Annotated in this window: 42 protein-coding genes and 1 pseudogene; 40 read left to right on the top strand and 3 right to left on the bottom strand. The window is 58.3% G+C overall.

The window, feature by feature from the left end:
* The first annotated feature begins 90 nt into the window (after nucleotides 1-90).
* The 3 genes and pseudogenes from GXX95_05225 to GXX95_05215 all read left to right on the top strand — a co-directional run bounded on the left by GXX95_05225 (nucleotide 91) and on the right by GXX95_05215 (nucleotide 2,057).
* Nucleotides 91-479, top strand: a pseudogene (locus tag GXX95_05225) (ester cyclase).
* A 255-nt stretch (nucleotides 480-734) separates the two neighbouring features.
* Entirely contained in the window at nucleotides 735-1,724 is a 990-nt protein-coding gene (locus GXX95_05220) for an archaeosine biosynthesis radical SAM protein RaSEA (GenBank protein NLT37540.1), read from the top strand.
* A 12-nt stretch (nucleotides 1,725-1,736) separates the two neighbouring features.
* Nucleotides 1,737-2,057 (top strand): DUF5611 family protein, encoded by a 321-nt coding sequence (locus GXX95_05215; protein NLT37539.1) that lies wholly within the window; start codon nucleotides 1,737-1,739, stop codon nucleotides 2,055-2,057.
* 15 nt (nucleotides 2,058-2,072) lie between these two features.
* Here the strand turns inward: GXX95_05215 and GXX95_05210 are convergent, their stop codons facing one another.
* Nucleotides 2,073-2,282, bottom strand: a complete 210-nt coding sequence (locus GXX95_05210; GenBank protein ID NLT37538.1) for a hypothetical protein — start codon at nucleotides 2,280-2,282, stop codon at nucleotides 2,073-2,075.
* 371 nt (nucleotides 2,283-2,653) lie between these two features.
* Between GXX95_05210 and GXX95_05205 the strand changes: the two genes are divergently transcribed.
* From GXX95_05205 to GXX95_05035, 35 genes are all read left to right on the top strand, one after another.
* Nucleotides 2,654-3,655, top strand: coding sequence for a 50S ribosomal protein L3 (locus GXX95_05205; GenBank protein ID NLT37537.1), 1,002 nt, complete (start codon nucleotides 2,654-2,656; stop codon nucleotides 3,653-3,655).
* A gap of 5 nt (nucleotides 3,656-3,660) precedes the next feature.
* Nucleotides 3,661-4,431, top strand: a complete 771-nt coding sequence (locus GXX95_05200; protein NLT37536.1) for a 50S ribosomal protein L4 — start codon at nucleotides 3,661-3,663, stop codon at nucleotides 4,429-4,431.
* A gap of 2 nt (nucleotides 4,432-4,433) precedes the next feature.
* Nucleotides 4,434-4,715, top strand: a complete 282-nt coding sequence (gene rplW, locus GXX95_05195; GenBank protein NLT37535.1) for a 50S ribosomal protein L23 — start codon at nucleotides 4,434-4,436, stop codon at nucleotides 4,713-4,715.
* Nucleotides 4,716-4,724: 9 nt separating this feature from the next.
* Entirely contained in the window at nucleotides 4,725-5,420 is a 696-nt protein-coding gene (locus GXX95_05190) for a 50S ribosomal protein L2 (GenBank protein NLT37534.1), read from the top strand.
* A gap of 5 nt (nucleotides 5,421-5,425) precedes the next feature.
* A complete protein-coding gene (locus GXX95_05185; GenBank protein NLT37533.1) occupies nucleotides 5,426-5,887 on the top strand; it encodes a 30S ribosomal protein S19 in 462 nt (153 codons plus the stop codon).
* A 9-nt stretch (nucleotides 5,888-5,896) separates the two neighbouring features.
* Nucleotides 5,897-6,343: a 50S ribosomal protein L22 gene (locus tag GXX95_05180; protein ID NLT37532.1), complete on the top strand. Its 447-nt coding sequence runs from the start codon at nucleotides 5,897-5,899 to the stop codon at nucleotides 6,341-6,343.
* A 2-nt stretch (nucleotides 6,344-6,345) separates the two neighbouring features.
* Nucleotides 6,346-7,089 carry a 30S ribosomal protein S3 gene (locus tag GXX95_05175; protein ID NLT37531.1) on the top strand — a complete coding sequence of 248 codons (744 nt, stop codon included), beginning with the start codon at nucleotides 6,346-6,348 and terminating at the stop codon, nucleotides 7,087-7,089.
* Nucleotides 7,089-7,292 carry a 50S ribosomal protein L29 gene (rpmC, locus tag GXX95_05170; GenBank protein NLT37530.1) on the top strand — a complete coding sequence of 68 codons (204 nt, stop codon included), beginning with the start codon at nucleotides 7,089-7,091 and terminating at the stop codon, nucleotides 7,290-7,292. The genes GXX95_05175 and rpmC overlap by 1 nt, the downstream gene beginning before the upstream one ends.
* Nucleotides 7,292-7,591 (top strand): stress response translation initiation inhibitor YciH, encoded by a 300-nt coding sequence (gene yciH / locus GXX95_05165; GenBank protein ID NLT37529.1) that lies wholly within the window; start codon nucleotides 7,292-7,294, stop codon nucleotides 7,589-7,591. The genes rpmC and yciH overlap by 1 nt, the downstream gene beginning before the upstream one ends.
* Nucleotides 7,588-7,851 carry a ribonuclease P protein subunit gene (locus GXX95_05160; GenBank protein ID NLT37528.1) on the top strand — a complete coding sequence of 88 codons (264 nt, stop codon included), beginning with the start codon at nucleotides 7,588-7,590 and terminating at the stop codon, nucleotides 7,849-7,851. The genes yciH and GXX95_05160 overlap by 4 nt, the downstream gene beginning before the upstream one ends.
* Nucleotides 7,852-7,856: 5 nt before the next feature.
* Nucleotides 7,857-8,186 carry a 30S ribosomal protein S17 gene (locus GXX95_05155; GenBank protein ID NLT37527.1) on the top strand — a complete coding sequence of 110 codons (330 nt, stop codon included), beginning with the start codon at nucleotides 7,857-7,859 and terminating at the stop codon, nucleotides 8,184-8,186.
* A gap of 5 nt (nucleotides 8,187-8,191) precedes the next feature.
* Nucleotides 8,192-8,590: a 50S ribosomal protein L14 gene (locus GXX95_05150; GenBank protein ID NLT37526.1), complete on the top strand. Its 399-nt coding sequence runs from the start codon at nucleotides 8,192-8,194 to the stop codon at nucleotides 8,588-8,590.
* A gap of 10 nt (nucleotides 8,591-8,600) precedes the next feature.
* Complete coding sequence (locus GXX95_05145) at nucleotides 8,601-8,978, top strand: 50S ribosomal protein L24 (protein NLT37525.1); 378 nt, start codon at nucleotides 8,601-8,603, stop codon at nucleotides 8,976-8,978.
* A complete protein-coding gene (locus GXX95_05140; protein ID NLT37524.1) occupies nucleotides 8,975-9,685 on the top strand; it encodes a 30S ribosomal protein S4e in 711 nt (236 codons plus the stop codon). Before GXX95_05145 ends, GXX95_05140 begins: the two co-directional genes overlap by 4 nt.
* Nucleotides 9,682-10,191: a 50S ribosomal protein L5 gene (locus GXX95_05135; GenBank protein NLT37523.1), complete on the top strand. Its 510-nt coding sequence runs from the start codon at nucleotides 9,682-9,684 to the stop codon at nucleotides 10,189-10,191. Before GXX95_05140 ends, GXX95_05135 begins: the two co-directional genes overlap by 4 nt.
* On the top strand, nucleotides 10,167-10,334 hold the full coding sequence (locus GXX95_05130) for a 30S ribosomal protein S14 (protein NLT37522.1): 168 nt from the start codon (nucleotides 10,167-10,169) through the stop codon (nucleotides 10,332-10,334). Before GXX95_05135 ends, GXX95_05130 begins: the two co-directional genes overlap by 25 nt.
* A 9-nt stretch (nucleotides 10,335-10,343) precedes the next feature.
* Nucleotides 10,344-10,733, top strand: a complete 390-nt coding sequence (locus GXX95_05125; GenBank protein ID NLT37521.1) for a 30S ribosomal protein S8 — start codon at nucleotides 10,344-10,346, stop codon at nucleotides 10,731-10,733.
* Nucleotides 10,734-10,742: 9 nt separating this feature from the next.
* Nucleotides 10,743-11,294, top strand: a complete 552-nt coding sequence (locus GXX95_05120) for a 50S ribosomal protein L6 (GenBank protein NLT37520.1) — start codon at nucleotides 10,743-10,745, stop codon at nucleotides 11,292-11,294.
* A 332-nt stretch (nucleotides 11,295-11,626) separates the two neighbouring features.
* Nucleotides 11,627-12,031 carry a 50S ribosomal protein L32e gene (locus tag GXX95_05115; GenBank protein ID NLT37519.1) on the top strand — a complete coding sequence of 135 codons (405 nt, stop codon included), beginning with the start codon at nucleotides 11,627-11,629 and terminating at the stop codon, nucleotides 12,029-12,031.
* Between the two features lie 2 nt (nucleotides 12,032-12,033).
* Nucleotides 12,034-12,489 (top strand): 50S ribosomal protein L19e, encoded by a 456-nt coding sequence (locus GXX95_05110; protein ID NLT37518.1) that lies wholly within the window; start codon nucleotides 12,034-12,036, stop codon nucleotides 12,487-12,489.
* Nucleotides 12,490-12,990: a 50S ribosomal protein L18 gene (locus tag GXX95_05105; protein NLT37517.1), complete on the top strand. Its 501-nt coding sequence runs from the start codon at nucleotides 12,490-12,492 to the stop codon at nucleotides 12,988-12,990. It abuts the gene before it with no gap.
* A gap of 1 nt (nucleotide 12,991) precedes the next feature.
* Complete coding sequence (locus GXX95_05100; GenBank protein NLT37516.1) at nucleotides 12,992-13,687, top strand: 30S ribosomal protein S5; 696 nt, start codon at nucleotides 12,992-12,994, stop codon at nucleotides 13,685-13,687.
* A gap of 5 nt (nucleotides 13,688-13,692) precedes the next feature.
* Nucleotides 13,693-14,157, top strand: a complete 465-nt coding sequence (locus GXX95_05095; GenBank protein NLT37515.1) for a 50S ribosomal protein L30 — start codon at nucleotides 13,693-13,695, stop codon at nucleotides 14,155-14,157.
* Nucleotides 14,158-14,166: 9 nt separating this feature from the next.
* Nucleotides 14,167-14,592, top strand: a complete 426-nt coding sequence (locus tag GXX95_05090) for a 50S ribosomal protein L15 (GenBank protein NLT37514.1) — start codon at nucleotides 14,167-14,169, stop codon at nucleotides 14,590-14,592.
* 25 nt (nucleotides 14,593-14,617) lie between these two features.
* Nucleotides 14,618-16,204, top strand: a complete 1,587-nt coding sequence (secY, locus tag GXX95_05085; protein ID NLT37513.1) for a preprotein translocase subunit SecY — start codon at nucleotides 14,618-14,620, stop codon at nucleotides 16,202-16,204.
* Between the two features lie 3 nt (nucleotides 16,205-16,207).
* The gene (locus GXX95_05080; GenBank protein NLT37512.1) at nucleotides 16,208-16,879 is read left to right on the top strand and encodes a DUF106 domain-containing protein; all 672 of its coding nucleotides are present in this window, start codon (nucleotides 16,208-16,210) and stop codon (nucleotides 16,877-16,879) included.
* Entirely contained in the window at nucleotides 16,876-17,412 is a 537-nt protein-coding gene (locus tag GXX95_05075; GenBank protein ID NLT37511.1) for an AAA family ATPase, read from the top strand. Before GXX95_05080 ends, GXX95_05075 begins: the two co-directional genes overlap by 4 nt.
* Entirely contained in the window at nucleotides 17,405-18,358 is a 954-nt protein-coding gene (locus GXX95_05070) for an RNA-guided pseudouridylation complex pseudouridine synthase subunit Cbf5 (protein NLT37510.1), read from the top strand. Before GXX95_05075 ends, GXX95_05070 begins: the two co-directional genes overlap by 8 nt.
* A 144-nt stretch (nucleotides 18,359-18,502) precedes the next feature.
* The gene (locus GXX95_05065; protein NLT37509.1) at nucleotides 18,503-19,798 is read left to right on the top strand and encodes an MFS transporter; all 1,296 of its coding nucleotides are present in this window, start codon (nucleotides 18,503-18,505) and stop codon (nucleotides 19,796-19,798) included.
* A 133-nt stretch (nucleotides 19,799-19,931) separates the two neighbouring features.
* A complete protein-coding gene (locus tag GXX95_05060; GenBank protein ID NLT37508.1) occupies nucleotides 19,932-20,129 on the top strand; it encodes a hypothetical protein in 198 nt (65 codons plus the stop codon).
* Complete coding sequence (locus GXX95_05055) at nucleotides 20,126-20,524, top strand: hypothetical protein (protein NLT37507.1); 399 nt, start codon at nucleotides 20,126-20,128, stop codon at nucleotides 20,522-20,524. The genes GXX95_05060 and GXX95_05055 overlap by 4 nt, the downstream gene beginning before the upstream one ends.
* Nucleotides 20,521-20,745: a helix-turn-helix transcriptional regulator gene (locus GXX95_05050; GenBank protein ID NLT37506.1), complete on the top strand. Its 225-nt coding sequence runs from the start codon at nucleotides 20,521-20,523 to the stop codon at nucleotides 20,743-20,745. Before GXX95_05055 ends, GXX95_05050 begins: the two co-directional genes overlap by 4 nt.
* Nucleotides 20,746-20,778: 33 nt before the next feature.
* On the top strand, nucleotides 20,779-21,270 hold the full coding sequence (locus tag GXX95_05045; protein ID NLT37505.1) for a GNAT family N-acetyltransferase: 492 nt from the start codon (nucleotides 20,779-20,781) through the stop codon (nucleotides 21,268-21,270).
* A gap of 90 nt (nucleotides 21,271-21,360) precedes the next feature.
* A complete protein-coding gene (locus tag GXX95_05040; protein ID NLT37504.1) occupies nucleotides 21,361-21,873 on the top strand; it encodes a PH domain-containing protein in 513 nt (170 codons plus the stop codon).
* Nucleotides 21,870-23,342, top strand: coding sequence for a PH domain-containing protein (locus GXX95_05035; protein ID NLT37503.1), 1,473 nt, complete (start codon nucleotides 21,870-21,872; stop codon nucleotides 23,340-23,342). Before GXX95_05040 ends, GXX95_05035 begins: the two co-directional genes overlap by 4 nt.
* Nucleotides 23,343-23,398: 56 nt before the next feature.
* On the opposite strand, the gene GXX95_05030 is transcribed toward GXX95_05035, so the two are convergent.
* Both GXX95_05030 and GXX95_05025 read right to left on the bottom strand, forming a co-directional pair.
* Complete coding sequence (locus GXX95_05030) at nucleotides 23,399-24,403, bottom strand: hypothetical protein (GenBank protein NLT37502.1); 1,005 nt, start codon at nucleotides 24,401-24,403, stop codon at nucleotides 23,399-23,401.
* 196 nt (nucleotides 24,404-24,599) lie between these two features.
* A complete protein-coding gene (locus GXX95_05025) occupies nucleotides 24,600-24,767 on the bottom strand; it encodes a hypothetical protein (protein NLT37501.1) in 168 nt (55 codons plus the stop codon).
* 185 nt (nucleotides 24,768-24,952) lie between these two features.
* On the opposite strand from GXX95_05025, the gene GXX95_05020 reads away from it, so the two are divergent.
* Entirely contained in the window at nucleotides 24,953-25,147 is a 195-nt protein-coding gene (locus tag GXX95_05020; protein NLT37500.1) for a hypothetical protein, read from the top strand.
* Between the two features lie 167 nt (nucleotides 25,148-25,314).
* Nucleotides 25,315-26,052 carry a hypothetical protein gene (locus tag GXX95_05015; protein ID NLT37499.1) on the top strand — a complete coding sequence of 246 codons (738 nt, stop codon included), beginning with the start codon at nucleotides 25,315-25,317 and terminating at the stop codon, nucleotides 26,050-26,052.
* Nucleotide 26,053 lies beyond the last annotated feature (1 nt).

The raw sequence follows: 26,053 nt of genomic DNA, 5'->3' as shown, positions 1-26,053 counted from the left end.
CAAGGGTGGCATGTTCATTACCCGCGGCCGCACTGGCCGGGCGCTAGACAATTGTTACATAGTGTTCTGATGAAACGATAGATGGTGATTCTGACGAGCGCTGAGGGGAACTTGCGATTGATGAAGACCTTGGATGATGCTTGGAACGCCGGTCCCTATAGCCCCCGGTGGGAGACCTTCAGGAAGAGGCATAAGGAGGACGTCAAGGTCTACTGGCCTAATCAACCTGAACCGACGAAGGGACGCTATGATCACTATCTCCAGGCGGTGGAGTTCTTCAAGAACTTCAACACAGTCTTCTTAACGACCCCCTACAAGATCGCTTTCGGTTACGGGGACCACGCGTGCACCGTGGCCGATTGGATGGCCTCATTGAAGAGGCCGATGAAGGGTGTTGATGGAAATGTGGTCCAGCCCGGGAAGACCGCGCACCTCGAGTTCGCACGGTCGCCACATGGCGGGACGGCGAGATCGTTTAGGAGCGTCTGTTCTACAACGTCAAAGGTATGGTGAGACGGCTCGGCCTGATGTGAGGGTATGTAGGCGGCGTATCCTTTCCGCATCCAGAGAAGGGGCGATGTGGTGTCGGCATGTAACTCAGCATCCAGCCTTATGCTTCACCGATGCACCGTTCACCATGGCTGGATCCCTCAGTTCCTTTCCAAGATGGGACCTCAGGCAAAGGTAATTATCAAGGAGGCGATGTCCATCAAGGACGTTGTGAGATGGCACGTTTGAGCTTGGAAGACCTGCAAAGTCCGGTGAGCATCTGGAAGGAACAGGATGTCATCGATGGTGAAAGAGTGGACGCCTTCGTGGCGATCTTGAGAACGACAGGTTGCTGGTGGTCGTGGCAGAAGGGTTGCCTGATGTGCGGGTACAACTCCGCCAGCTCCCGGCAGGTCACATCCCAGCATCTCCGCTCACAACTGGCCCAGGCCTCACAACGGTACAAGGGAGAGAAGATGGTGAAGATCTACACATCTGGGTCGTTCCTTGATCCTCGGGAGGTGCCCTTGGACATAAGGGGTGAGATCTTCTCCACCTTTCAGGGCGCGGATAGGGTGCTGGTAGAGAGCCGTCCAGAGTTCATCACGGAGGAGAACTTGCAGGGCGTGGACCCCCGGGCGGCCGTGGCCATTGGGCTGGAGTCAGCGAACGAGGAGGTCCTTAGGAAGTGCGTCCGCAAGGGCTTCACGGTGAAGGATTACACCGCCGCCGCCAACGTCCTCCGTGAGGCAAGGCTTCCCCTGAGGACCTACCTGCTGCTGAAACCTCCGTACCTCACCGAAAGGGCGGCAGTGGAGGACACCATCGCCTCGATCGCCTACGCTGCCCCGCTGTCGGAGAGCGTGAGCATCAACCCGGTCAATGTTCAGAGGGACACGGTGGTGGACGCCCTATGGAGGAAAGGCAGTTACCGTCCCCCATGGGCGTGGTCCCTCGTAGAGGTACTGAGGATGGGTCGTAGGATGACCGATACCCGCCTCATTTCCTCCCCGTCCGGGGGAGGGACCGTCAGGGGTGTTCACAATTGCGACCGTTGTGACAGAAAGATACTTGATGCGGTCCAACACTTTTCCTTCAGCCAGGACCTAGACCACCTTGAAGTGCCGGAATGCGGTTGCCGCCAGCACTGGTTGGCGCTGATGGACCTTCAGGATGCGTTGGGCACGAGCGTGGACGTTGACAGATACCTCAGCGATGAGCTGGAGTTCGATTAGGAGGATAATCACATGGAATTCGATATCAAGAAGGGCAAGGGTGCCGCATTGGAAGGGGACGGACTGAAGAACCTGATGAAGGATATCTTCGGCAAGGTCACCGAGGAGAACGGAGCCTATGTGACCTCCTTCGGTGCTACTAGCAGGTTCGAGGTCAAGCTCATCAGCAAGAGCATCCTATCGGTCGCCAGCACCTCGGACAAGGGAGCAAGCTTGGACGCCATGAAGCAGTCCAATCAGAAGTACAACGAATTCATGGAGAGGGCAACGGGTTTCACCACCAAAGAACGTTCCAAGCGCCTGCAGAAGAAGGCCAAGGAAGGCAAGCTCTGACGCCAGAGGCCGGCCTCAGCCTTTCTTGAGGGATCCTTGGCGTCGGACCAGTTCTTGGGGGTGCTGGCGATAATAGGAGCTGAGGTCCACCGCTGAAGGGTTGTGACCATGAAGCCGCCGGTACTGGTCCTTGAAGGCCTCGATGGTGGGAGCCTCGAAAGGATCGGTCACATCAAAGTTCAACAGGGTCCTCTGTGTTCGTTCCTTTCCCTTCACCTTATCCATGACCATCTCACCGTTATTGATGATGAGAACATATAACATCATATAATTTGCCTGTTGATTAGCACTCGGCGAGGCTGTGCAAGTATTCTGGGAACGCATTCTATGAGGAGGGAATATGGGGCATCCAGATGGGTGATTTCCCCTCACGGTAAGTTTAAATACAACAACTATAATGCCACCCGTACGCTATAAGCGCTGAGGACGTTCGACCAGACGCCATGGGCAATGCTTTGACATCCCAACTTCCCCTCTAACTCCATTCTCGGAGGGTGGATAACGCGTCACGGTCGAAGGTGCTGACCTCGAGCGATCGAGTCTGAAGAGGCGCAAGCACAGAGAGTGGATTCTCTCAGGAGAAGAGAGGGAGAATCATGCCAAACAAGAGACGTCCAAGACAGGGTTCAAAAGCATATTCGCCTAGGAAGCGAGCAGTCAGCCAAACGCCCAGGTTGGATTCCTGGCCCGAGATCAGTGAAGGCCCTAAGCTACAAGGCTTCGCAGGATACAAGGCCGGGATGACCCACGCGTTCATCGTGGACTACCGAAAGACCAGCCTGACCACGGGGCAGGAAGTGCAGGTGCCCGTTACCGTTCTCGAGGTCCCCCCCATGAAGGTAGCGGCCGTGAGGTTCTACGAGAGCTCCCGATATGGCCTGCGGACCGTTGGTGAGATCTGGGCCAGCGGTGTCGACAACGCCCTCGCTCGTAAGCTACCGATCCCCAAGAACCAGGATGCTGAGAAGGCCTGGGGCCAGCTGAACAAGAATGACATCGAGGATGTCCGGGTTCTTACCTACACCCAGCCCAAGTTCATAACCGGAGTGCCCAAGAAGGTCCCCGACCTGATGGAGACCCGCGTCGGCGGTGGCTCCATGGAGCAGCGCCTGGAATATGCGAAGGGATTGTTGGGAAAGGAGATCACTATCACCGAGTTCGCCAAGGACGGGGCCATCATCGATGTGTCCGCGGTCACCAAGGGCAAGGGGTTCCAGGGAGCCGTCAAGAGATGGGGTGTCAAGCTGCTCTCCCACAAGAACTCCAAGCACCGCAGGATGATCGGGACCCTAGGGCCCAAGAGGCCCGGGTTCGTCAGACCCCAGGTCCCCCAGGCCGGTCAGATGGGCTACCATCAGAGGACCGAGTTCAACAAGCGGATCATCAAGATCGGCGAGAAGGGGGAAGAGGTCAACCCCAAGGGCGGGTTCGTCCACTATGGGAATGTAAGAAATAACTACGTGCTCATCCACGGCTCCGTACCGGGCCCTACCAAGAGGCTGATCCGCCTGAGGGACCCAGTAAGACCGGCTGGCACTATGCTCAAGGAGGCGCCTAACATGGTGTATGTCTCCACAGAGTCCAAGCAGGGGGCCTGAAGAAAATGGCCAAGAACAGCGTTAACATCTATTCTGTAAAAGGCGACATAGTGAAGAGCGTGGAGCTCCCGAGCGCCTTCTCCGCTGATTACCGCCCTGACATCATCCACAGGGCCGCGATCGCGGAACAGGCGAACAGACGTCAGCCCTACGGGCCTTCCCCCAAGGCAGGCATGAGGCATGCAGTGTCCCAGTGGGGCAAAGGCCGAGGAACATCGCGTGTCCAGAGGCTCACCCAGGGCAACAAGGCTGCGGAATCGCCCAACAACGTCGGCGGACGCAGGGCCTTCCCGCCCAAGCCAGAGAAGGACTACTCCAAGAAGATCAACAGAAAGGAGAAGAACAAGGCCAAGCTGTCCGCTCTGGCCGCCCTCGCTGACCCGGAGATGGTAAAGCTTCGGGGCCATCAGTTCGAGGAAGGTATCACCATGCCGGTGATCGTGGAGGACGACTTCGAGAAGCTCTCCACCACCAGCGATGTCGTGTCCGCCCTGGAGAAACTGGGCGTTTCCCCTGACCTCGATCGAGCAAAGGACGGGAAGAAGATACGGGCCGGCCGGGGCAAGATGAGGAGCAGGAAGTACAAGACCCCCAGGAGCGTCCTGCTGGTCGTTTCTGCACAGGAAGCACCGGTCTTCATGGGCGCCAACAACCTGCCCGGAGTAGAGATCGTAGCGACCGAGGGGCTGAACGCAGGAGTGCTGGCCCCAGGCGGAGTAGCTGGAAGGCTTGCGGTCTTCTCTGAGTCCGCCCTCAAGAAGGTAGGAGAGTGGTAGGCATGGTCAACACGGACATACTGCTGCACCCCTATGTAACTGAAAAAACTATGAATCACATGTCGGGAACTCCCACCCAGGATTACAAGGACGGCAACCGGATCGAGTTCGTGGTCCTCAAGGAAGCGACCAAGAAGGAGATCAAGGAGGCCTTCGAGGAGTACTTCCAGGTGAAGGTCGTAAAGGTATGGACCAAGAGAACCAAGGAGGGAAAGCGAGCGACCATCCAGCTCGCCGAGGGATACTCGGCTGAGGACATCGGGATGAGAATAGGAGTGTTCTGAGGCGATAATATGGGAAAACAGCTCAGACAGCAGAGACGTGGAAAGGGCGGCGCGGTCTACCGCAACCCTGGCCACAGGCAGATCGGTAACATTCGGTATCCCAATGTCGATGCCGGCACTGGCAAGATAGTCGATCTCATACACGCCCCCGGTCGCAGCGGACCTTTGGCCAAGATCGATTTCTCCGGTGAGAACGTATTGATGATCGCCGCAGAGGGCATGGTGGTGGGCAAGAACGTCACCTACGACATGTCCGCCGCGGACCTCAGCCCCGGGAACGTGGTCCCTCTCAGTTCCGTTCCTGAGGGAAGCTATGTTTACAATGTAGAGGGACAACCCGGCGACGGCGGTAAGTTCGTCCGCACTGCCGGCACGTCCGCGACCGTGGTCAGCAGAGGAGACAAGGTAGTGCTCCTCATGCCCTCTGGTTCGTTCAAGACCTTCAACCCCCGCTGCCGCGCCTCCTTGGGCGTGGTCGCTGGCGGAGGTCAGAGAGAGAAGCCGTTCGGTAAGTCGGGCAATAAGTTCCACGCTTACCGCAGCAAGAGCAAGGCCTACCTGAAGGTGAAGGGAGTGGCCATGAACCCGGTCAACCACCCTCACGGTGGCGGTGGCCACCCCCATGTGGGTAAGCCCAGCACTGTAGGAAGGAACGCGCCGCCTGGAAGAAAGGTCGGTCGCCTATCCCCCAAGCGGAGGAAGTGATCTAGATGGCAAAGGAGAAGATTGGCGGCCAGAAAGCCGCGCGCAGGAAGCAGCGCAAGAAGAAGGGCGGCATCACCGCCCGGCGCAAGAAGGAGTTCACCTACCGTGGCTTCACGATGGAGGAGCTGCTGGAGATGCCCTTTGACGAGATGGTCACTTTGCTCCCGTCCCGTGCCCGGAGGACCCTGGCCCGGGGAATGAATGATGAGCAGAGGACCGCCTTCGAGGTTCTCAAGTCCGGTAACCGCGAGATCACCAGGACCCACCGCCGTGACGTCCCCATCATCCCCCAGTTCGTAGGGAAGAGGGTGGCCGTTCACAACGGCAAGGAGTTCTTTGAGTTCGAGATCAAGCCGGAGATGATAGGACATTTCACTGGCGAGTTCGCCATGACCAGGCATGAAGTGAAGCACTCTGGACCAGGCGTCGGTGCCACCAGGGGTTCCAAGTTCCTGCCGCTTAAGTAAGGTGGTTACATGGCTGGATACACTCAATACACCGATCCGGACAAGACCGCGAAGGCCATTGGCAAGGAGAAACCTGTCTCCCCCAAGGACTCACGCGAGATCTGCCGCATGGTCAGAGGCAAGAGCGTCACCGTGGCTATCAGGATGCTAGAGGAGGTCATCGACCTCAAGAGGCCGGTACCTTTCGGACGTTACAACACCGGGGTCGCCCACAAGATTGGCGTGGGCCCCGGAAGGTTCCCCAAGAAGTCCGCCGAGGCTATCCTGGAGGTCATCCAGAGCGCTAAGCACAATGCAGAGTACAAGGGCCTTGACTCTGAGAACATGAAGGTCAAGGTCATCACCGCGAACCTCGGACGGACCATTCCGGGACACATGCCCCGTGCCTATGGCAGGAGCACGCCCTGGAACCAGCAGACCGTCAACATCGAGGTCATCCTGGAGGAGGCACAGTAAATATGGCAAACGAAAGGAAGTTCATAGCCGAGAACGTCCGCAGGGTCCTCCTCAAGGAATACTTGATGAAGGAGGTCACCAGGGCAGGGTTCGGCGGGCTAGACGTGCAGAGGACCCCCATGGGGACAAGGGTTACGCTCATCACCGAGCGCCCCGGGATCGTGATCGGTCGCCGCGGTGCGGCCATCAAGAACCTCACCCGAGCGATCGAGGAGGACTTCAAGTTCGACAACCCTCAGGTGGAGGTCCAGGAGGTAGCTAATCCCAACCTCAACGCCCAGATCATGGCCGAGAAGCTGGCCTTTGCCCTGGAGAGGGGGTGGCACTTCCGCCGCGCGGGTCACAGCACCATCCGCAGGGTCATGGAGTCCGGCGCCCGGGGCTGCCACATCGTCATCGCAGGCAAGCTCACTGGGCAGAGGCACAGGACCGAGAAGTTCAAGGATGGCTACATCAAGTTCTGCGGCGAGACCAAGCTGAAGAACGTGGACAAGGGCTACGCGGTCGCGAAGCTCAAGCCCGGCGTCATCGGCGTCACAGTGGAGATCATGCATCCGGATGCGAAGCTTCCGGACGAGATCGACATCACTGCCCCGGCGGAGGCAATGGAGAAGTTCCCCGAGATCGCACCGTTGATGGTGAAGAAGGAGGAGCCTTCCCCTATTGTCCCCTTGGAGGACAGCAGCACAGCTGAGGAACCCGCCCCTATCGATGAGGGCGAAGGCGTGAAGGAGGGAGAGCAGTAATGGCCCTTCTACGCACGTCAGAGATCAAGACCATGAGCGGCGAGGAGCGCGTCAAGAAACTACGCGAGCTCCGCGACGATCTCATGCATGAGAGAGGCACCGCCGCAATGGGCGGAGCGCCCGCCAACCCCGGCAAGATACGGGCCCTCAGGACCAACATAGCTAGGATCGAGACCATCCAGAAGGAGGAGGAGAAGCACTAATGGCTGAAATCTGCCCGGTATGTGGACTACCCAAGGAACTGTGCATGTGCGAGGAGATCGCACGTGAGCAGCAGACAGTTAGGATCAGCACCGACAGCAGGCGATACGGAAAGATCGTGACCGTGGTCGAAGGCATCGACGAGAACGACATAGACATGGACGATCTGGCAAAGAAATTGAAGAGCAAATGCGCCGCCGGCGGTACGGCCAAAGAGGGCCGCATTGAGCTGCAGGGTGACCACAAGAAGAAGGTCAAAGAGGTCCTCGAACAGATGGGCTTCAAGACGGATGTCAGATGAGCTTGAACAAGAGGGATTTCATGAGATCGGAACTGATAGGATTGGAGGTGGAGGTCTTGCCCAATGCGGGCTGCGGTAATATCAGCGGCACCATAGTGGACGAGACCAAGAACACCTTTGTTCTGCGCCGGACTGACCGCGAGGTCACCGTGCCCAAGGCCGCTCATGATTTCTTGTTCACATACCAGGGAGAAAAGGTCCTGATTCACGGTTCGGAGATCCAGCACCGACCTGAGGATCGTATCAAGAAGATTAGGTGATCCCAATGGCTAACGAAGTCAAGGATATTGGAATCGATGTTAAAGCGCCGGAGTCCGCCTGCACCGACAGGCATTGCCCCTTCCATGGGGAACTGTCGGTTAAGGGGATGACCATCGAAGGGGTTGTCATTTCCACGAAGATGGATAAGACCGCGGTGGTGGAGCGCAACTATCTGAAATACCAGGAGAAGTACGAACGTTATGAGAAGAGGACGAGCCACTACTCAGTGCACAACCCCCCCTGCTTGGGGATCAAGGCTGGCGACCAGGTCAAGATAATGGAGTGTCGCCCACTGAGCAAGACCGTCTCCTTCGTTATCGTTGAGAAGAGGTGACCACGATGAAGGGAATCGCTGGCAAGCAGTCACGCGGTGTCCAGACCGGCACCGTGCTCAACGTTATCGATAACACGGGAGCAAAGACGATATCCATCATCACCGTCCCCGGTTACCACGGGACCGCCCGCAGGTACCCCAAGGCCGGTGTCGGTGACATCGTCATCGCTTCAGTCAAGAAGGGTTCCCCCGAGATGAGGAGGCAGGTCGTCTACGCCGTCATAGTCCGGCAGCGCAGGCCTTTCCGCCGCGCTGACGGGGTCATGATCTCGTTCGAGGACAACGCCGCGGTCATTACCACAGAGGAGGGGGAGACCAAGGGAACGGACATCAAGGGACCCGTAGCGAGGGAAGCGGCGGAGAGGTGGCCCCGAATAGCGGCAACCGCCTCTACCATCATATGAAGGTGAGAAAATGGTACAGAGCAAGAAAGCAAGGAAGCAGAGGAAGGCCTTCTATAACGCTCCCTTACACATCCGGAGGAAGAACGTCTCCTCCCACCTAAGCAAGGAGCTCAGCAAGGAGTATGGGCTCCGCTCGCTCCAGGTACGGAAGGGAGACACTATCCGGATCATGCGGGGAGATGAGGACATCCTCGGCATGGAAGGCAGGGTTGCTGCCGTCTTCACCAGGACCGGTAGGGTATCCGTGGATGGGGTCACCATAGCCAAGGCCGACGGCACCCAGACCGCCCGACCCGTACATGCGTCCAAGGTAGAGATCATCAAGTTGGACCTCTCCGACCCTAAGAGGAAGGAGAAGCTCGCCAAGGCCAAGGAGGTTTCACAATGAGCAATGAGATCAAGAGGTTGACCGCACCCCGCAGCTGGCCCGTGAAGAGGAAGAGCAACGCCTGGATCACCAAGCCATCCCCCGGCGCTCACGCCCTGGAGGACAGCATTCCGGTGAACGTTGTTCTGCGTGACCTGCTAAAGGTCTGCAACACCGCCAGCGAGGTCAGGGCGGTTCTGTTCGAGAAGGGGCTCCTAGTGGACGGCAAAATAGTCACCAGCCTCAAGCAGGGCGTTGGCCTTATGGACATCGTCTCCCTGCCCAAGATGGGCGCGACCTACCGCATGGTGATAAACCGCCGCGGCAAGCTGGAGCTCGTCAGGATACCCGAGGCCAAGGCGGCCTGGAAGCTGTGCCGCATCGAGAACAAGACGACCGTTCCCGGTGGTAAGACCCAGCTCAACCTGCACGATGGGAGGAACATCCTCATCGACGGGGGAGAGTACAAGACCGGCGATGTTCTCAAGATCGAGGTCCCCAGCCAGAAGATACTGGAACACTACGACCTGAACAAGGGAAGCGTGGCCCTGATCACATCGGGTGCCCACGTAGGGGAGATCGCCATCGTGGAGGAGTACATGATCACAAGGCTCACCTCAGAGAACTTGGTGAAGTTCAAGAACGGCACCTCCACCGTCAAATCCAATGTCTTCGTGATCGGCGCCAAGGCGCCCGAGATAGAGCTGCCAGAGGAGGCCGCGATATGAGCGACATGAGGCAGCCGAGGATCGAGAAGGTCGTCGTCAACATCGGCGTTGGCGAGGCCGGGGAACGCCTGAACAAGGCCCTCAAGGTCCTGAACATGGTCACCAAGCAGAAGCCGGTGGTCACCACCGCCAAGGTCACCAACCGTGACCTGGGCGTCAGGCACGGCATGCCCATCGGATGCAAGGTCACCATGAGGGGAGCGAAGGCCCAGGAATTCCTGCAGAAGGCGCTGTCCATCCGCGATAACCGGGTGGCCAGCTATTCCTTTGACAAGGAGGGGAACCTCTCCTTCGGATTGCCCGACTACACCGACTTCGAGGGAATGAAATACGACCCAGAGATCGGGATTTTCGGTATGGATGTCAACGTGGTCTTCATGAGGCCAGGGTACCGGGTGGCCAAGCGGCGCATCATGTCCAGGAAGATACCCCATGAGCACCGCATGACCAGAGATGAGGCCATCAGCTTCATGAGGGAGCAATACAAAGTCGAGGTGGTCGAGTGAAGACTAAGAAAGAGTTTGGAAGGAAGAAGGGATGCCTGCGCTGCGGAAGAAAGCGTGGCATCGTGCGCCGGTACGGTATGCACGTCTGCCGGCAGTGCTTCCGCGAGATCGCCCCGGAGATCGGGTTCAAGAAGTATAGCTGAGGTGATGACATGCAGAGCGACCCACTTAACGACGCCATGTCGACCATAAAGAACGCGGCCTCAGTAGGTAAGAGCGAGTGCATGATACGCCCCTCCTCGAAGCTGATCGGAAGGGTTCTGAAGGTCATGCAGGAGCACGGCTACATCAACCAGTTCGAGTTCATCGAGGATGGCAAGGCTGGCGTGTTCAAGGTAATGATACAGGGCAAGATCAACAACTGCGGCGTGATCAAGCCGAGATACTCGGTGCAGAAGAACGACCTGGAAAGGTTTGAGGCCAGATACCTCCCCGCTCAGGACTTTGGGGTGCTCATCATGACGACCACCGCGGGCGTCGTGAGCCATACCCGGGCCAAGGAGCTAGGGGTAGGCGGAAAGCTTCTGGCCTATGTGTACTGAGGGACTGCGATGACACTAAGCGGACATCTAGAGGAAAGGGTGGCCATCCCCAAGGGGGTCACCGTAACCGTCAACGGAGCCATCGTGGAGATCAAGGGTCCCAAGGGCAAGCTCGCCCGGGACTTCAGCAACCCTAAGACCAAGGTCACAGTGGACGGAGACCACTTCGTCATCAGGTGCGAGCTACCACGCGTGAAGGACAAGGCCATGATAGGCACCTTTTCATCCCACCTGACAAACATGATAGAGGGTGTTACCGTGGGATTCGAGTACCATATGAAGATCGTGTACTCCCACTTCCCCATGAAGACGGCCGTCAAGGGCGACAAGTTCGTCATCGAGAACTTTCTCGGAGAGCGCTCTCCCCGTATGGCCAAGATCCTTGGTGACACCAAGATCGTGGTAAAGGGAAACGATGTTGTGCTCACAGGGATCAATGTCGAGGCGGTCGGTCAGACGGCAGCCAACATCGAATATGCCACCAAGATCTGGGGCTACGATCCCCGGGTGTTCCAGGATGGCATATACATCACTGAGAAGGCCAAGAAGGTGAGCTCATGAGCAAGGAGAAGAAGGTAGTGTTGAACGAGCTGGCGGACCTGCCTCACTACAAGGCGGAGTACACCGAGCAGCTCGAGGACATGGGCATCAAGACCCTTCCTGACCTGAAGAAGGCTCTCCAGAACAAGGAGACTTCAAAGAAGATCGTGGACGACCTCGTTGGGGTCGGTCCCAAGATCATGGCGAACTGGAAGGAACTTCTGGACGCAGTTCCCGATGTTGATGAGAAGGCCCTGGCACATGCTTCTGCGAAGAAGGTTACCAAGAAGGCCAAGGAGGACGTGGAGATAGTCGAGCAGGCCGAGACCCAGATCGTCGAAAAGGACGGTTACGTGGTCAAGAAGAAGCCGGAGCTCGATGAGGAGACCAAGAAGCTCCTGGCCCTCCGCTATGAGATGAGCCATGACCGTATCGCCTTCCTTCGGCAGGAGTGGTTCCGCTTCCCCCGACTCGGCGAGAAGTGGAGAAGGCCTCGGGGCATGCACAGCAAGATGCGCCGGCACATCCAGTATCGACCCAACGTGGTCAGCATCGGCTATCGCGGACCGGCCAAGGTCCGCTGTCTGCACCCCTCCGGATTCCAGGAGGTAATGGTGTGGAACCCCGACCAGCTCGACAAGGTGGACCCCAAGGTCCAGGCGGTAAGGGTCGGCGGCAGTGTGGGATTCAAGAAGCGTCAGGCCATCGAGAAGAAGGCCGATGAACTGGGCATTCGTGTCCTGAACAGGACGGGATGAAAATGGACCTTAAGAACCAAAGGCGCATGGCCGCAGAGATCCTGGATTGCGGGGAGAACCGTGTCTGGATCGATCCCAACAGGGCAGAGGACCTGTCCGACGCCATCACCAGGGCGGATATCCGCACGGCGATCGAGTCAGGCACTATCAAGGCCCTGCCCAAGGCAGGGATCTCCCAGGGCAGGACCAGGTACAACAAGGCCCAGCGCAAGAAGGGACGCCAACGCGGACCTGGCAGCAGGAAGGGCAGGGCAGGCGCCCGTAGCCCCACCAAGAGGGACTGGATACAGACCATCAGACCCTTGAGGGCTGAGCTGAGAGAGCTTAGGGACAGCGGCAAGATATCCAAGCATATCTACCGCGAGTTCTACATGAAGGCCAAGGGTGGCGTGTTCAAGAGCCGCGCGCACCTGCTGACCCACCTTAAGAGCGAGGGTCATCTGCAGGAGGCCAAGTAAATGGCAGACGGACCGAGATACAGAGTGCCCTTCCGCAGGCGCAGGGAGGGAAGGACAGATTACAGGCAGAGGCAGAGGCTTCTCAGGGGCCGTGTCCCCAGAGCAGTAGTACGCATCTCCCACAGGAACGCCAACGTCCAGTTCATCACCTACGACGAGGTCGGGGACAAGGTCCTGGCCACCGCCACCGCTAAGGAGCTGGTAAAGCTCGGGTGGACCGGTGCCACCGGAAACCTTCCCGCAGCCTACCTCACCGGCTACCTGGCCGGCAAGAGGGCTTCCCAGAACGGGGTCGAGAATGCGGTCCTGGACATAGGCCTGAAGGGACCGGCGAGAGGCTCAGCGGTCTTCGCCGCCCTGAAGGGCATGCTCGACGCGGGCATCAACATCCCCCATGGCGAGGAGGTTCTCCCCACCCAGGATAGGATCAACGGTGCCCACATCGATGAGAACTTGAGCAAGACTATAGAAGAGGTCAAGAGCCGGATGGAGGCGAACTGAGATGGCAGAATGGAATCCGAAGACAAAACTGGGCAAGATGGTCCTGAGCGGTGAGATCACCACCATGAGCCAGGCCCTGGCCACCAAGCTTCCGCTGAGGGAGCCGGAGATCGTCGACATCCTCCTGCCGGAACTTAAGGACGAGGTCATCGACCTCAACATGGTCCAGAGAATGACCGACTCCGGGCGTAGGGTCCGGTTCGCGGTCACCAGCTGCGTCGGCAACGGCGACGGCTTCGTCGGCCTGGGCCGTGCGAAGGGTAAGGAGGTCGGGCCTACCATCCGGAAGGCCATCGACAATGCCAAGCTCAACATGATAGAGATCAAGAGGGGCTGCGGGTCCTGGGAATGCGGCTGCGGAACGGCCCACTCCCTGCCTATGACCGTAACCGGAACCACCGGCTCGGTCGAGGTCACCTTGAAGCCGGCGCCTCGCGGTATCGGACTGGCCGTCGGTGACGTCGCCAAGAGCATCCTCGGCCTGGCCGGGGTAAAGGACTCCTGGGGCTTCGCCCGAGGGCACACCAAGACCACCGTCAACTATGCGCTGGCGACGTTCGATGCTCTGAAGAGGACCTCTGAGGTCAGAGTTACCGAGGAGCAGGAGAAGCGCCTCAAGATCATCAGCGGACCTACCCAGGTCCATGTGGCCGGTTCCCCCATCGAGGGGGACCCCGCCGCGCTCAAGGAAGCGTGATTGATATGGCATTCGCGGTAATCAGAGTACGCGGACACAGGAAGATAAACAAGGACATCGAGGACACGATGTGCATGCTCCGCCTCACCCGCGTCAACCACTGCGTCATCATCCCCGAGAACGATGCTATGAAGGGAATGCTGCAGAAGGCCAAGGACTTCATCACCTGGGGGGAGGTTTCCGAGGAAACCCTCGTCAAGATGATCAGGACCCGCGGCCGGCTCATGGGTGACAAGCCCATCGACGACGATTACATGGGAGCTAGCTCCCGTTTCGCCACGGTGGACGATTTCGCCAAGAGCGTGGTCAAGGACGAGACCAAGTACTCCGAGCTGAAGGACGTCAAGCCCCTGTTCAGGCTGCATCCTCCCGCCAAGGGATACGAGGCTGTGAAGAAGGACCTCAAGACCCATGGGTCCCTGGGGTATAGGGGCGATAAGATCAACGCCCTAATCGAGAGAATGCTGTGAGGTGTAAAAATGCCAAGCAGAACTAACAAGTTCAGAGGGAGCAGGACCCATGGGCGTGGGAAGAAGAGCGGCAGAGGAGCGGGCAAGATCGGAGGTCACGGGAACGCCGGCCTACACAAACACAAGACAATATCCGTGCTCAAATACGACCCGCTGCACTTCGGCCGCCACGGCTTCAAGCGCCCGCAGAAGGTCGTTTCCGCCAAGATCACCCTCAACGTCGGTGACCTTGAGGAGCGTCTCGAAGAGCTCCTGAAACAGGGCTTCGCTGTGAACCAGGACGGTAAAGTAAAAATCAACCTTGCCAATATGGGCGTGGACAAGCTCCTGGGATTCGGGAAGGTCTCAAACTCGTTCGAAGTAGTGGTTGCCGAGTCCTCGGCCCGAGCGAAGGAAAAGCTCGAGGCTGCTGGGGGCTCGGTAGCCCAACCGTAGTCGTGGTTCGCTACGAGTGATAAATATGGCCGACGAGCATAGCACAAGTAGACTGTACAAGTTGAAACCGCTGACGGACAGGCTCCCAGCAGTGAAGCGTCCGGAAGGGCACGTGCACTTCCGGACCAAGCTCCTGTGGGTCATCCTGATGTTGGTCTTCTACTTCGTCATGACCAATGTATACCTGTATGGGCTGGATCAAGAGAACGTCATAGATCTGTTCGGCCCTTACAGGGCGATCCTCGCGGGGGCCCAAGGCTCCCTGATGCACCTGGGCATTGGTCCGATAGTCACCGCCTCGATCATAATGCAGTTGTTCGTCGGCGCCAAGATCATCAAGCTGGACCTCACCAATGATGAGGACAAGGCGGTATACCAGGGAACCCAGAAGTTCCTGGTCATCGTGATGATCCTGGTCGAGTCGATCCCCCAGGTTTTCGGATACCTGGTACCCTCGGACGCCCTAGTGACCGGCCTGGACAGTGTCATGGGCGCTACCGGAGCCTTCAGCGGCGAGAACATCGCCCGTTCGATAATCATCATACAGCTGTTCTTAGGCTCGTACCTAGTGTTCCTGATGGACGAGGTCGTCTCCAAATGGGGCATAGGGAGCGGCATTTCGCTGTTCATAGCAGCTGGCGTAGCGCAAGCCATATTCACAGGAACAGTGAACTGGAACCCCGTAGATGGTAGCCTTCCGGTGAGCACCAGCAATCCGCCGGCAGGAACCATTCCAAGGACCATATTCTACCTATTGAACGTGCCATCGAGCACGATGGCGTCAGGTGGCTATGAATCCTTATTGCTGCAGCCACCCAATCCCATTATAGCGCTGGTGGGAACGATCATCATCTTCCTGTTCGTGGCGTACGTTGAGTCATCGAGGATCGAGCTCCCCCTGGCCCACGGTACTGCACGTGGTGCGAGAGGACGATACCCCATCAAGCTGCTGTATGCCTCTAACATCCCGGTCATCCTGATGGCGGCGGTCCTGGCCAACATCAGCATGTTCGCACTCCTTTTCTATACCAATCCCACGTTGCAGCAAGTGCCGATACTGGGCCACAACCCCTGGCTGGGATATTTCACGGCAGAGTCCGGTTCGTCCCCCGCAGGAGGTTTGGCGTGGTATCTGTCCACACCGAACGGTCTCGCCGGTTGGCTGTTGCCAATGCTGAACCCGGAACAATACTCTGATATGGTATTCGGCCACAGCTCACTGCAGATCCTGATCAGGGTGTTGGCCTATACAGGAGTGATGATCGGTGGCTCGATCATGTTCGCAAAGTTCTGGATCATGACCACCAACATGGGACCGGAGGCGGTGGCTCGGCAGATAGAGAACTCCGGCCTGCAGATACCCGGTTTCAGGCGTGATCCCCGTGTCCTCAAGAGAGTATTGGAACGATACATTCCAGTGGTCACGGTCATCTCCGGTGCGCTGGTGGGTGGACTGGCAGCGGGAGCCGATCTCATAGGTACGGTGGGTAACGCCTCCGGTACCGGTGTGCTCCTAGCAGTAGGTATCCTTATACAGTTCTATGAGGCATTAGGCAGAGAGCAGATGATGGAAATGCACCCCATGCTAAGAGGGTTCTTCGGAGGTGAGTGATAAATGGACGCTAACGTACCCAGTGCCAGGCCCGCGCCTGACCCTAAGAAGCAGATAAGCACGTTCATCACCATGTTCACCTTCGTGCTCGCAATGTTCATCCTTTTCGACCAGGACCTTCGTCACTGGTTGGGAACGATGGTCGGATACGCGTTCGAGCCTACAGTGGGCTTAGGTAACAGCATGCCAGTGGTGACCCTGTTCCTGACGGGCATCCTCATGACCGCCGCCACCATACTGGTCCGGCACTTCTTCACCGACTATGTTGGACAGGCAGAGAGCCAGAAGATCGTGAACGCCTTCAACAAGGAGCTGCAGAAGGCAAGGCTGGAGAACAACAAGTACAAGATCAAGAAGCTCACCGAAGAGCAGCCCAAGATCATGAAGAAGTCGATGGACATGTCCACCACCCAAATGAAGCTCATGCCCCTGACCATGCTCGTGGTCATCCCCATATTCGCATGGCTTTCAGTATGGATGGCTGGGCTGGGACCGGCTGCTGTGGTCAACGTCCCCTGGGCATCGAACGTGGACCTCAACGCCCTCAACGTGTTCCCCAACTGGGTGCTTCTGTACTCGCTGATCTCCATCCCCTTCGGCCAGATACTGGGCCGGGCCCTCAGGTACGTCCAGTTCCGTAAGCGGCTGAGGACCATCGAGGCTCCAGCCGTATGAGGATCACTATCAGCGGGCCCCCAGGTTCGGGGAAGACGACGGTCTGCAAGCTAGTGGCGGAGAGGCTTGACCTGGAGGTCATAATCTCCGGGAACATCTTCCGCCAAATGGCAAGGGAATCGCGCATGTCCCTGGCCGACTTCGGCCGCATGTGCGAGACCGACCCCGAGGCCGATCGGATGCTCGATGACCGCATGGTGCAGATCGCCCGCTGCCAGGACGATATCATTCTAGAGGGGCGCCTCACCGCCTACATGCTCACCCGCAACGACATCTCCGCATTCCGGGTGTACATGGATGCCGACCTTGACGTTCGCTCCGCAAGGGTCGCGGAGCGGGAGGGGGGAACGGTGGAGCAGAGAAGGGAGGAGATCATGCAGCGGGAGGAGTGCGAGGTCAGGCGATACCTCAAATACTATGACATCGACATCCGTGACCGCAGCATATACGACCTTATCGTCGACACCACCTTCTTGACACCGAGCGAGGTGGCGGACAGGATATGCGAAGCGGCGGTTGAGCAATATGGCTAATATGTTGGTCCGTGACAAGAGCCCCTTGAGCGTTGGTGCGGGGAAGAGACCTCAGGACCGCACCGTGGAGGAGCTGCTGGAGGCAGGGGTTATCAACATGGACAAGCCCATGGGCCCGACCTCGCACCAGGCCACGGCGTGGGTTCGGGAGATCCTGCAGACTGAGAAGATCGGTCACGGCGGAACCCTCGACCCCAAGGTCTCTGGCGTTCTCCCCATAGCCACCGGCCGAGCCGTAAGGGCATTGAACCTGGTGCTGCGTTCCGACAAGGAGTACGTCTGCCTCATGCGCCTCCACCGCGACCGCAAGGAGGAGGACGTACGCCGGATTATAGGAACGTTCATAGGCCGCATCTATCAGACTCCGCCTGTGCGCTCTGCGGTGAAGCGGCAGATGCGTATCCGGACCGTTCACCGTTTGGACATTTTAGAGATAAAGGGACGGGACGTGCTGTTCCGCGTGGAGTGCGATGCCGGAACCTACATCCGCACGCTATGCGTGGATATAGGGGACGCCTTGGGCGTGGGCGCCAGTATGGAAGACCTGCGCCGGGTGCGCTCCGGAAACATGAGCGAGGACCGCTCGGTCACGCTCCAGGACATAAAGGACGCCTACGTGGATTGGAAGGCCGGGGATGAGAAATGGCTGCGTTCCATGCTAATGCCCTTCGAGGTGCTGTTCGATCCCCTGCCCCGGGTGATCGTAAAGGACAGTGCCGTGGACGCCATCTGCCACGGGGCCGACCTAGCCGTGGTTGGTGTGGCCCAGGTCGACGAGACGGTCGTGAAGGAGACGATGGTGGCGTTCTTCACGCTCAAGGGCGAGGTCGTGGCCGTGGGGACTGCCAAGATGACGGCCGAGGAGATGGTAAAGGCCAAGGAAGGGATCGGCTGCACCACCGACCGCGTGTACATGCCCTCAGGCACGTATCCCAAGATGTGGTAGTCCGCCCATTATGGAAGACCCGCGTTTTCCGATGGAGCAGCTCAACTCCTGCCAGATGTTTTGTTAGGCACGATGGACGTGTTATGGACAAAGCTCATCCACTCCTGGGCCATATAGGTCGACCGGTCCCGATCGATTGAAGACATGGCTTTGAACAAGGACGCTGTAAGAAGAACTCTTAGATACCGATGGGCGGTGTTCGGAATACTGGCCTTCGCGTACTTCTTCGTTTACTTCCATCGGGTGTCCCCCGCCGTGGTCTCAAACTTTTTGCAGATCAGCTTGGGTGTGGGAGCGGCCTCGATCGCCGTGCTCAGCTCCATATACTTCTACGCTTACACTGTGATGCAGCTACCCTCAGGACTGCTGGCTGACAAATGGGGACCTCGCAGGACCGTCAGCGCGTTCACGCTTTTGGCGGCGACCGGGGCGTTTCTCACCGGTGTGGCCACCAACTTTGAGCTGGTCATGCTGGGCCGGCTGTTAATCGGGATAGGGGTGGCGGCAGTGTACATCCCCATAATGAAGATACTGGCCACCTGGTACCGTAAGAACGAGTTCGCCTCTCTCTCCGGCATCCTCCTGGCCGTGGGCAATCTGGGCGGTCTGAGCGCGGCGGGACCATTGGTGCTGATGTCCGAGGCCTTCGGATGGCAGCAGGTGTTCATAATACTGGGAATCATTACAACGATCATAGCGGCAGCAGCCTGGATCATCACCAGGGACCGTCCTTCTGAACTGAGTCTTCCTACCATACAGGAGATCGAGGACGAGGAAAGTGGCCGTATGGATTCGAACCCCTCGACCTCAGAGACTTTATCCATGAAGCAGGCGCTGAGGATGACCTTCGGCTCCGGGAGAAGGTTCTGGCCTTTGGCCATCTGGTTCTTCTTCACCTACGGGAGCATGATGGTGTATCAGGGTCTGTGGGCAGGACCGTTCTTCAAAGACGTCATGGGCTGGGACAATGCTACCATCGGTACGGTCCTTACGTTCATCGGGATTGGGATGATCGTAAGCTGCCCCATATCTGGCTATATCTCGGACAAGATCCTTCGGTCACGGAGGAAGGTCCTGATCATCGGCGCAGTGACCTATACCATCGTCTGGGCTGCCATATGGCTCATGGCGGGGCACACCGACAGTGTCGAGGCGTATATGGTCGTCAACTTCTTGTTCGGCTTCTTTGGAGGATTCTTCATTGTTAGCTATGCTCAGGTCAAGGAGCTGTTTCCCATCGCCATCGTGGGCACTACCACCGCGGCCTTGAACATATTCCCCTTCGCAGGCGGCGCCATCCTACAGCAGGTGACCGGTCTTATGCTGATAGACCGCTCTGTGGCATCCTATCAGGGGATCTGGCTGTTCATGCTGGTCTGCATGGTGCTTGCCACTGCCATGGTCTTCCTGTCAAAGGAGCGGACGCTCTCCGCTGAATGATCTGTTACCGCAGGGAATGGATCTTTATACACGATATTTGACGATGGGGAATGTTAGAAAAACATAACAAAGTTTATTATCTATGTTATGTATATCACACATAAAGTTAGAATATAATAACATTGGTGATTACATGAACAAGAAAAGCAACTTTAAAATGACCCGGGTGGCTATCATCGGCACAGGGATCGTCTTCATCATCGACCTGCTTCTGGCATTAGAGAAAGGAATGGAGCTTAGCCTTGGTGTGATCTGCGCGATGGCCGTGATTATGCTGAGCTATAAGATTTGGTACGATGAGATCGATGTGGAACGGGGGGTGACCGCTTGAGCATGGACATGGTCAAGGCAAGGACCATAAGCGTGGCCCTGGGGGGTCTGCTTCTCATCGGCTGCGGGATCCTGATGATCATCGGTGACACCCTGGACGGCATCCTTTGGCTGCAGGTCATGCTAGGTATGGGGCTGTTCATGGGCGGGATGGGTGAATTCATAGGGCTGAAGCAGCCGCTCAAGGACGAGAGGGCCGCCCGCATAGGGACCCTGGCCATGACATATTCGTGGTACACTGTCCTGCTGTGGGTGGCGACCATCGCTATGATATTCGGCTTCGGCGGGGGGTATAAGGTGACCATGGCCCAGGCGGTGGGTACCACTCTCATCGTGATAGTGGTGTCCATCTTCGGATTCAACTGGTACCTGGGACGCAAGGGAGACGTGGAATGAGGACCACCATTAAGGAGCACCGCGCCCGTCTCGACCTGACGCAGGAGGACCTGGCCCAGAAGGTCGGGGTGAGAAGGGAGACCATCGTGTTCCTGGAGAAGGGGAAGTACAACCCCTCCCTTCGCCTTGCCCATGATGTCGCCGAGGCCCTGGGCATGAAGATAGATGACCTCTTCTTCTTCGACGACGAGACGGGGACATCGGACGCCAAAGGGCCGTAACGCATTTTACCCTCATCGCCGTTCCCAGGGACCATGGCCCAGGCGGCGGAGGACTTGCGGATCGTGAAGGTGGACCGGACCAACGTGGAGCACTACGTGTCTTTGATCAAGGCATTGGCCGACTTCGAGTCCCTGGACCCTCCCGACGAGGACGGCAAGGCCCGACTGGTCCGGGACGTAACCTCCGACCCGCCATTGTTCCAAGCGTACCTGGCCATGCTCGACGGCGTCCCCGTGGGATACCTAGCCTTCTACTTCACCTACTCCACCTTCCTGGCCCGGCCCTCTTTGTTCCTGGAGGACATCTTCGTGCTGGAGGAGCACCGCAAGAAGGGGCTGGGGAAGGAGATGTTCCGCTTCTGCGTCCAGGAGGCCGAGCGTCGTGGATGCGGAAGGATGGAGTGGACCGCCCTGGACTGGAATACTCCGGCCCACGACTTTTACGAGGGCAGGGGAGCGATCAAGCTGGACTGGGTGCTCTTCCGTCTCAACTCCAAGGACTACCATATCGCCCTGGGAAGGTGAGGCGTCGAGGAGCCGATCGAGGGCGGCCGCCCACACTGGATAGATTAAAGCCCTGAAGGCTCATCCTCCTCCCCGTTCTCAGGTGTCTAGATGACAGATGGGGAGGAGAAGGACGGCACGGCCAGCTATCTAAGATTGAACAAGAAGTGCATGTGGTCCATGTACCTGGGCTACGCCATAACCTACGCCGTGCTCCTGGTGGGGTTCATCCTGCTCATGAGCCTATTTGGAGAGAGCCTCGGCGATGCCCGCAGCATGGTGCAGCTCATCGGCCTCGCATTCCTGGTGATCGTCCTCGCCTACATGCTGGCGGCCCCTCCGGTGTTCTATTCTCGATACCGCTACAAGATCACCGAGGACCGAGTGGACGTCCGCTCCGGCATCCTGTTCTTAAAGCATGTGATGGTGCCCATCGAGAGGATCCATCAAGTGGAGGTCTCCAGAGGCCCGATAGATAACATGTTGGGCCTGGGACATGTCAATGTAACCACCGCCGGGGGCATAGCCACCGTGAGCTACCTGGAGATAGCGGAGGCGGAGAAGATGGCGGAAAGGCTTAACAGGCTGATCGGCACCATGCTTCGGGACAGGGAATCAACGTGACCGGGGAGCCTCTCCGTTGCCATCCCACGATCATCGTGGAGGACACGCTGCACATCATCGTGGTCATGGCGTTGTTCCTATTCATTTTCGGGCGTCTGGACATGAGCCTGGTGGCGGCCTTGGGCGTGGGCGCCCTGGCCCTGACCCTCCTCTTCAGCTACCGCCGATGGAAGAGGACCCTCATCCGCTTCAGCGAAAAGGAGGTGGTTATCGAGAGGGACACCTTGTTCAAGTTCAAGAAGGTCCTTCCGTACTCCAAGATCGCCGCCGTGAACATTAGCCAGGGCCTTCTGAACAGGATCTTCGGGACGTCCAAGCTCATGATCAACATCAACTCCGGGCACAACGCCATACTTCCAGAGGCATCGCTCACGTTCAAGCGGGAATTGGCAGAGCGGCTGAGGGGCGAGATGTCACGGCATCTTTATGATCAGAGCCTTCCGGCAGAGGAGGAAATGAGGTCGATAGTATCCTTTTCCACCAAGGACGTGGTCGTTCACAGCCTGTTCAGCGTTCCCACGTCCCAGACCCTGCTGGGAGGAGTGTTCCTGGCCAACTCCATCGTGGAGATGTATAACTCCGTGACCACGGAGATGGGTGCCGGCGGCACGGCCCTTCCCTCGCTGTTCATGTTCTTCCTGATCCAGATGGTCCCGTCGATAACACAGCTCTTCCGATACTACAACTTCAAGGTTCACCGCCAGGGCGAGTTCATCCACCTGCAGCACGGCCTGATAAGGACGTACAAGACCTCGTTCCGCATCTCCAAGATAAACGCGGTGCGGGTCAAGAGCACCCTCGCCTCGAGGCTCCTGCATCGTTCCTGCATCGAGGCGGAGGTGGTGGGCATCGCCTCCGGGGACAGCGAAGGCAGCTCGCGCCCGGTGATATGCCTGCTCAAGGATGATGAGACCATCAAGAAGGTCCTCGGCGAGCTGGTTCCGGAGTTCGTTTACGAGCGCACTCCAGGGAAACAGCCTGTAGGTGCTTGGAGCGTGCTGCGCATAAGGACGCTCATCGCCTCCGTCCTCCTCGTCCTGGCGATGGCGTACCCATCGGCCGTCCTCTTCCGCGAGAACGCCTCCCAGGAGGGGCTCTTGAACCTGGCTGCTTACTTGCTGCCCCTCCTCACAGCGCTGGCCATACTGGCCGCCGTCTACGCGGCGCGCGTTTCCTATCGCGTCCGGGAGATCGATCTGGGGGAGGAACTGTTCACGTTCGTCAACGGCATCCTTGACCGTGAGACCGTCGTGATGAGCTACGATAAGGTGCAGATGGTACGGGTCACCAAAGGTCCCATCGCCAGGAGGTTCGGCGTATCTCGCGGGACCGTTCATTTGCTGTCGTCCACCGGCTCCAAGAGCATCTCCTCCGGACTGTTCTCCGAGGAGCAGCTCGATAGGATAGGCGATACTGTGATGGAGCGGATGGCTAGCGGGAAGTACGACCACCGCCTGAACGGCATCTGAGCGATCATACTGCTCTCTGGACTTAGTATATAGAGCATTCCCGATCGTGCCCCCCACTAGAACTCCAGCAGCGACCGCTGCCCACGGATCAGGGGGCGGGCATCGATCCCCAGCCGGGCCTTTATCTCCACTGCCAGCGACTCGGCGAACCCGTGGTGGGTGAGCACCACCTCCGGCTCGCAGGCCTTGACAAAGGCAATGAGGTCGTTGAAGTCCGCATGGTCCGAGAAGGGGAAGGCCTCGTGCACCCCCATCCTCGCCCGGTATCCGCTGTCCAAGGCCCATCCCGATACCGCCAGGCGCTTCACGCACTTGCGGCGGAGCACCTCTTCCTGGGCAGTGCGCTTCAGCCATGGGGAGCATATGACGAGGAACGGATCCCCAGGCTCGTCCTCCTTCCACAGCTGGCATTCCAGGGGGTCATCGTCGCTGCGGACCAGGGAGGTGGCGTTGAACACCGCCTCATCGGTGTAGGGGCAGAACTCCTGGAGGACACGCAGCATGTCCTGGGACTTGCCGAGGGGGTAGGAATACAGGGACACCGAACGTCCCTGAGAGAAGTTGTCCTCCACCTCATCGCGTATGAGGCCGGCGATTATATCGCTGGGCGGGAAAACGTACTTCGGCTTTCCGTAGGTGGACTCGATGATCAGGACGTCCGTCCTCACCGGTCTCGCGCCCTTGTTGCCACAGCGGTCCCGCGTGCACAGATCGCCGGTGTACAGGACCTCACGGCCATCAACCTCCACCTGGAACATCCGCGATCCGGCCATATGGCCGGCGTCGAGCATGCGGACGCCATCGGGAGGGGACCGCACCACCTGCTTCTTCTTGCTCCGATTGTTGAGGCAGCGGAGGGTTATGTCGGAGCAGGTCACGCTCTGCCCCACTATCCGCTTGGGCATGTGGTCGGAGTGAGCGTGAGAAATGCAGAAGGTGCCCTTGGGCCCTATGGTCTCGGCGTCGAAGTAGTACTCCCTGCTCCCGAGGACCTCCACCCCATTGCCCAGCCGAACCGCTAGCTCTCTCCCCGACATCTCGGTTTCGATGCTGGATATCATAGTTAAAGGTATCGGACTTTCCAGCCTGGCCCACGTTGTTCCTCCTTAATGTCGCGCCCCCGTGCCATCTAGCATGTCCGTCGACAGGCAGAAGATATCTGATAGGCTCGTGACCTCCAGGTAGGAAGGTGAAAAATATTGAAGTGGTTTGACCGCGCACCTATGCTGATGTTTCAGCTTGATTACCCTATGATGCTCATTCACGCAGCGCCATGGGACTACCACAGCATTCAAAAGAGCAGCTTTGCACGCAACCACACGATTCCGCACCGCACTCCTTGCACTCCTTAACGACCTGCAGCTCTAGGCCACAGTCCTTGCATACGTAGACCTGGTCCATCTTCATCTCGTGGCAGCTGGGCATAATGGATACCTCATTACGACCTATGTCAGCTGGCCGTTATTAAAACTGTTCCCGGCAGGCGTGCTCTCTACTGCTAGCCACATCCTTTCCGCCCCCTTCCGTGTCCTCCGCTCATTCCTGGGACATGCAACTCAGACAGAAGGGAACAATAGACTGTGACATGATGACCGCCGGGGATGGTATTCATGGAACCTCAGACCGAGATCAAGGAAGCAGAGGTACAGGTTGAGAGCGAACGGCCGACCAATGTTTGGAGAGGGACGCCGCGAGCATGGGAAAGATGCATCTTCTGCGAACTGAAAAGGGAATGCACCAAGGCCGGCGTGGCCCGGGGTTCGAAGGCCTGCACCGATGCCAGGTATTCCATGGGGAGAAGGTGACCCGCCCAGGCGCGACGTGAGCGGTCTTAGAGACCGTCGCATGGACGTCCGGCGCGGCTTGCGGCGCGATTTTTAACGCCCAGCCCACTGGAAACGAAGGGCTACTTTCGGGCAACTCTCCCTCTCAGGTTCATATAATCCGCGGGTCGAATGCCGGATAGGAGAGTATGAGCCTATCGACCAGGGAAGCGGACTCGCTGGCCATTGCGCCGCAGCGGGAGCTGACGATGCACGGGGAGCGGACCGTCCGCACCTCCATTCCCACCCTGGACGCCTTCTTCGGGGGCCTGAGGCCTGGTAGCATGACCCTTCTGGACTCCTCTGATCGCATGCTCTTCGACCTGACCCATATCCTGTGCGTTAACGGGGTCAGCACCCTGGGCCAGGATGTGGTGTGGGTGGACGGGGGCAACTCCGTGAACCCCTACGAGCTGGGGAGGATATGCAGGCGCTTCGGCCTGGACCGCACCGAGGTGCTGGACAGCATCAGCGTGGCCCGGGCGTTCACCGCCTACCAACTGGTATCCCTTATCGACGAGCGTTTGGAGGAAGAGGTGAGGCGCACCGGGGCCGGCATGGTGATCGTGTCCTGCCTTCCGGACATGTTCCAGGACAAGGAGATGCGGTGGTCCGAATCGTACCAGCTGATAAGGCGGTGCGTGGAGCGCCTGCGGGACCTCTCGCACGACCGCGGGGTGGCCACGCTGATCACCAACTACGGCCTGATGAAGATACTTCAGAGGAAAAGCCTGAAGAACCTCCTGTACGGCATGGCGGACGACATCGTGCGCATCGAGAACGCCTCCCGCTGCCTGCGCATAACCCTGCCCAACCGCCAGGAGACCATGTACTACCATGCCGTGCCGCATAACCAGACCACCTTGGAAGAGTTCTTGAGGCGGTGAC

It is taken from the genome of Methanomassiliicoccus sp. (genome assembly GCA_012719175.1).
Taxonomy (GTDB): Archaea; Thermoplasmatota; Thermoplasmata; order Methanomassiliicoccales; family Methanomassiliicoccaceae; genus UBA6.
This window is presented reverse-complemented; position numbering and strand designations above follow the sequence as displayed.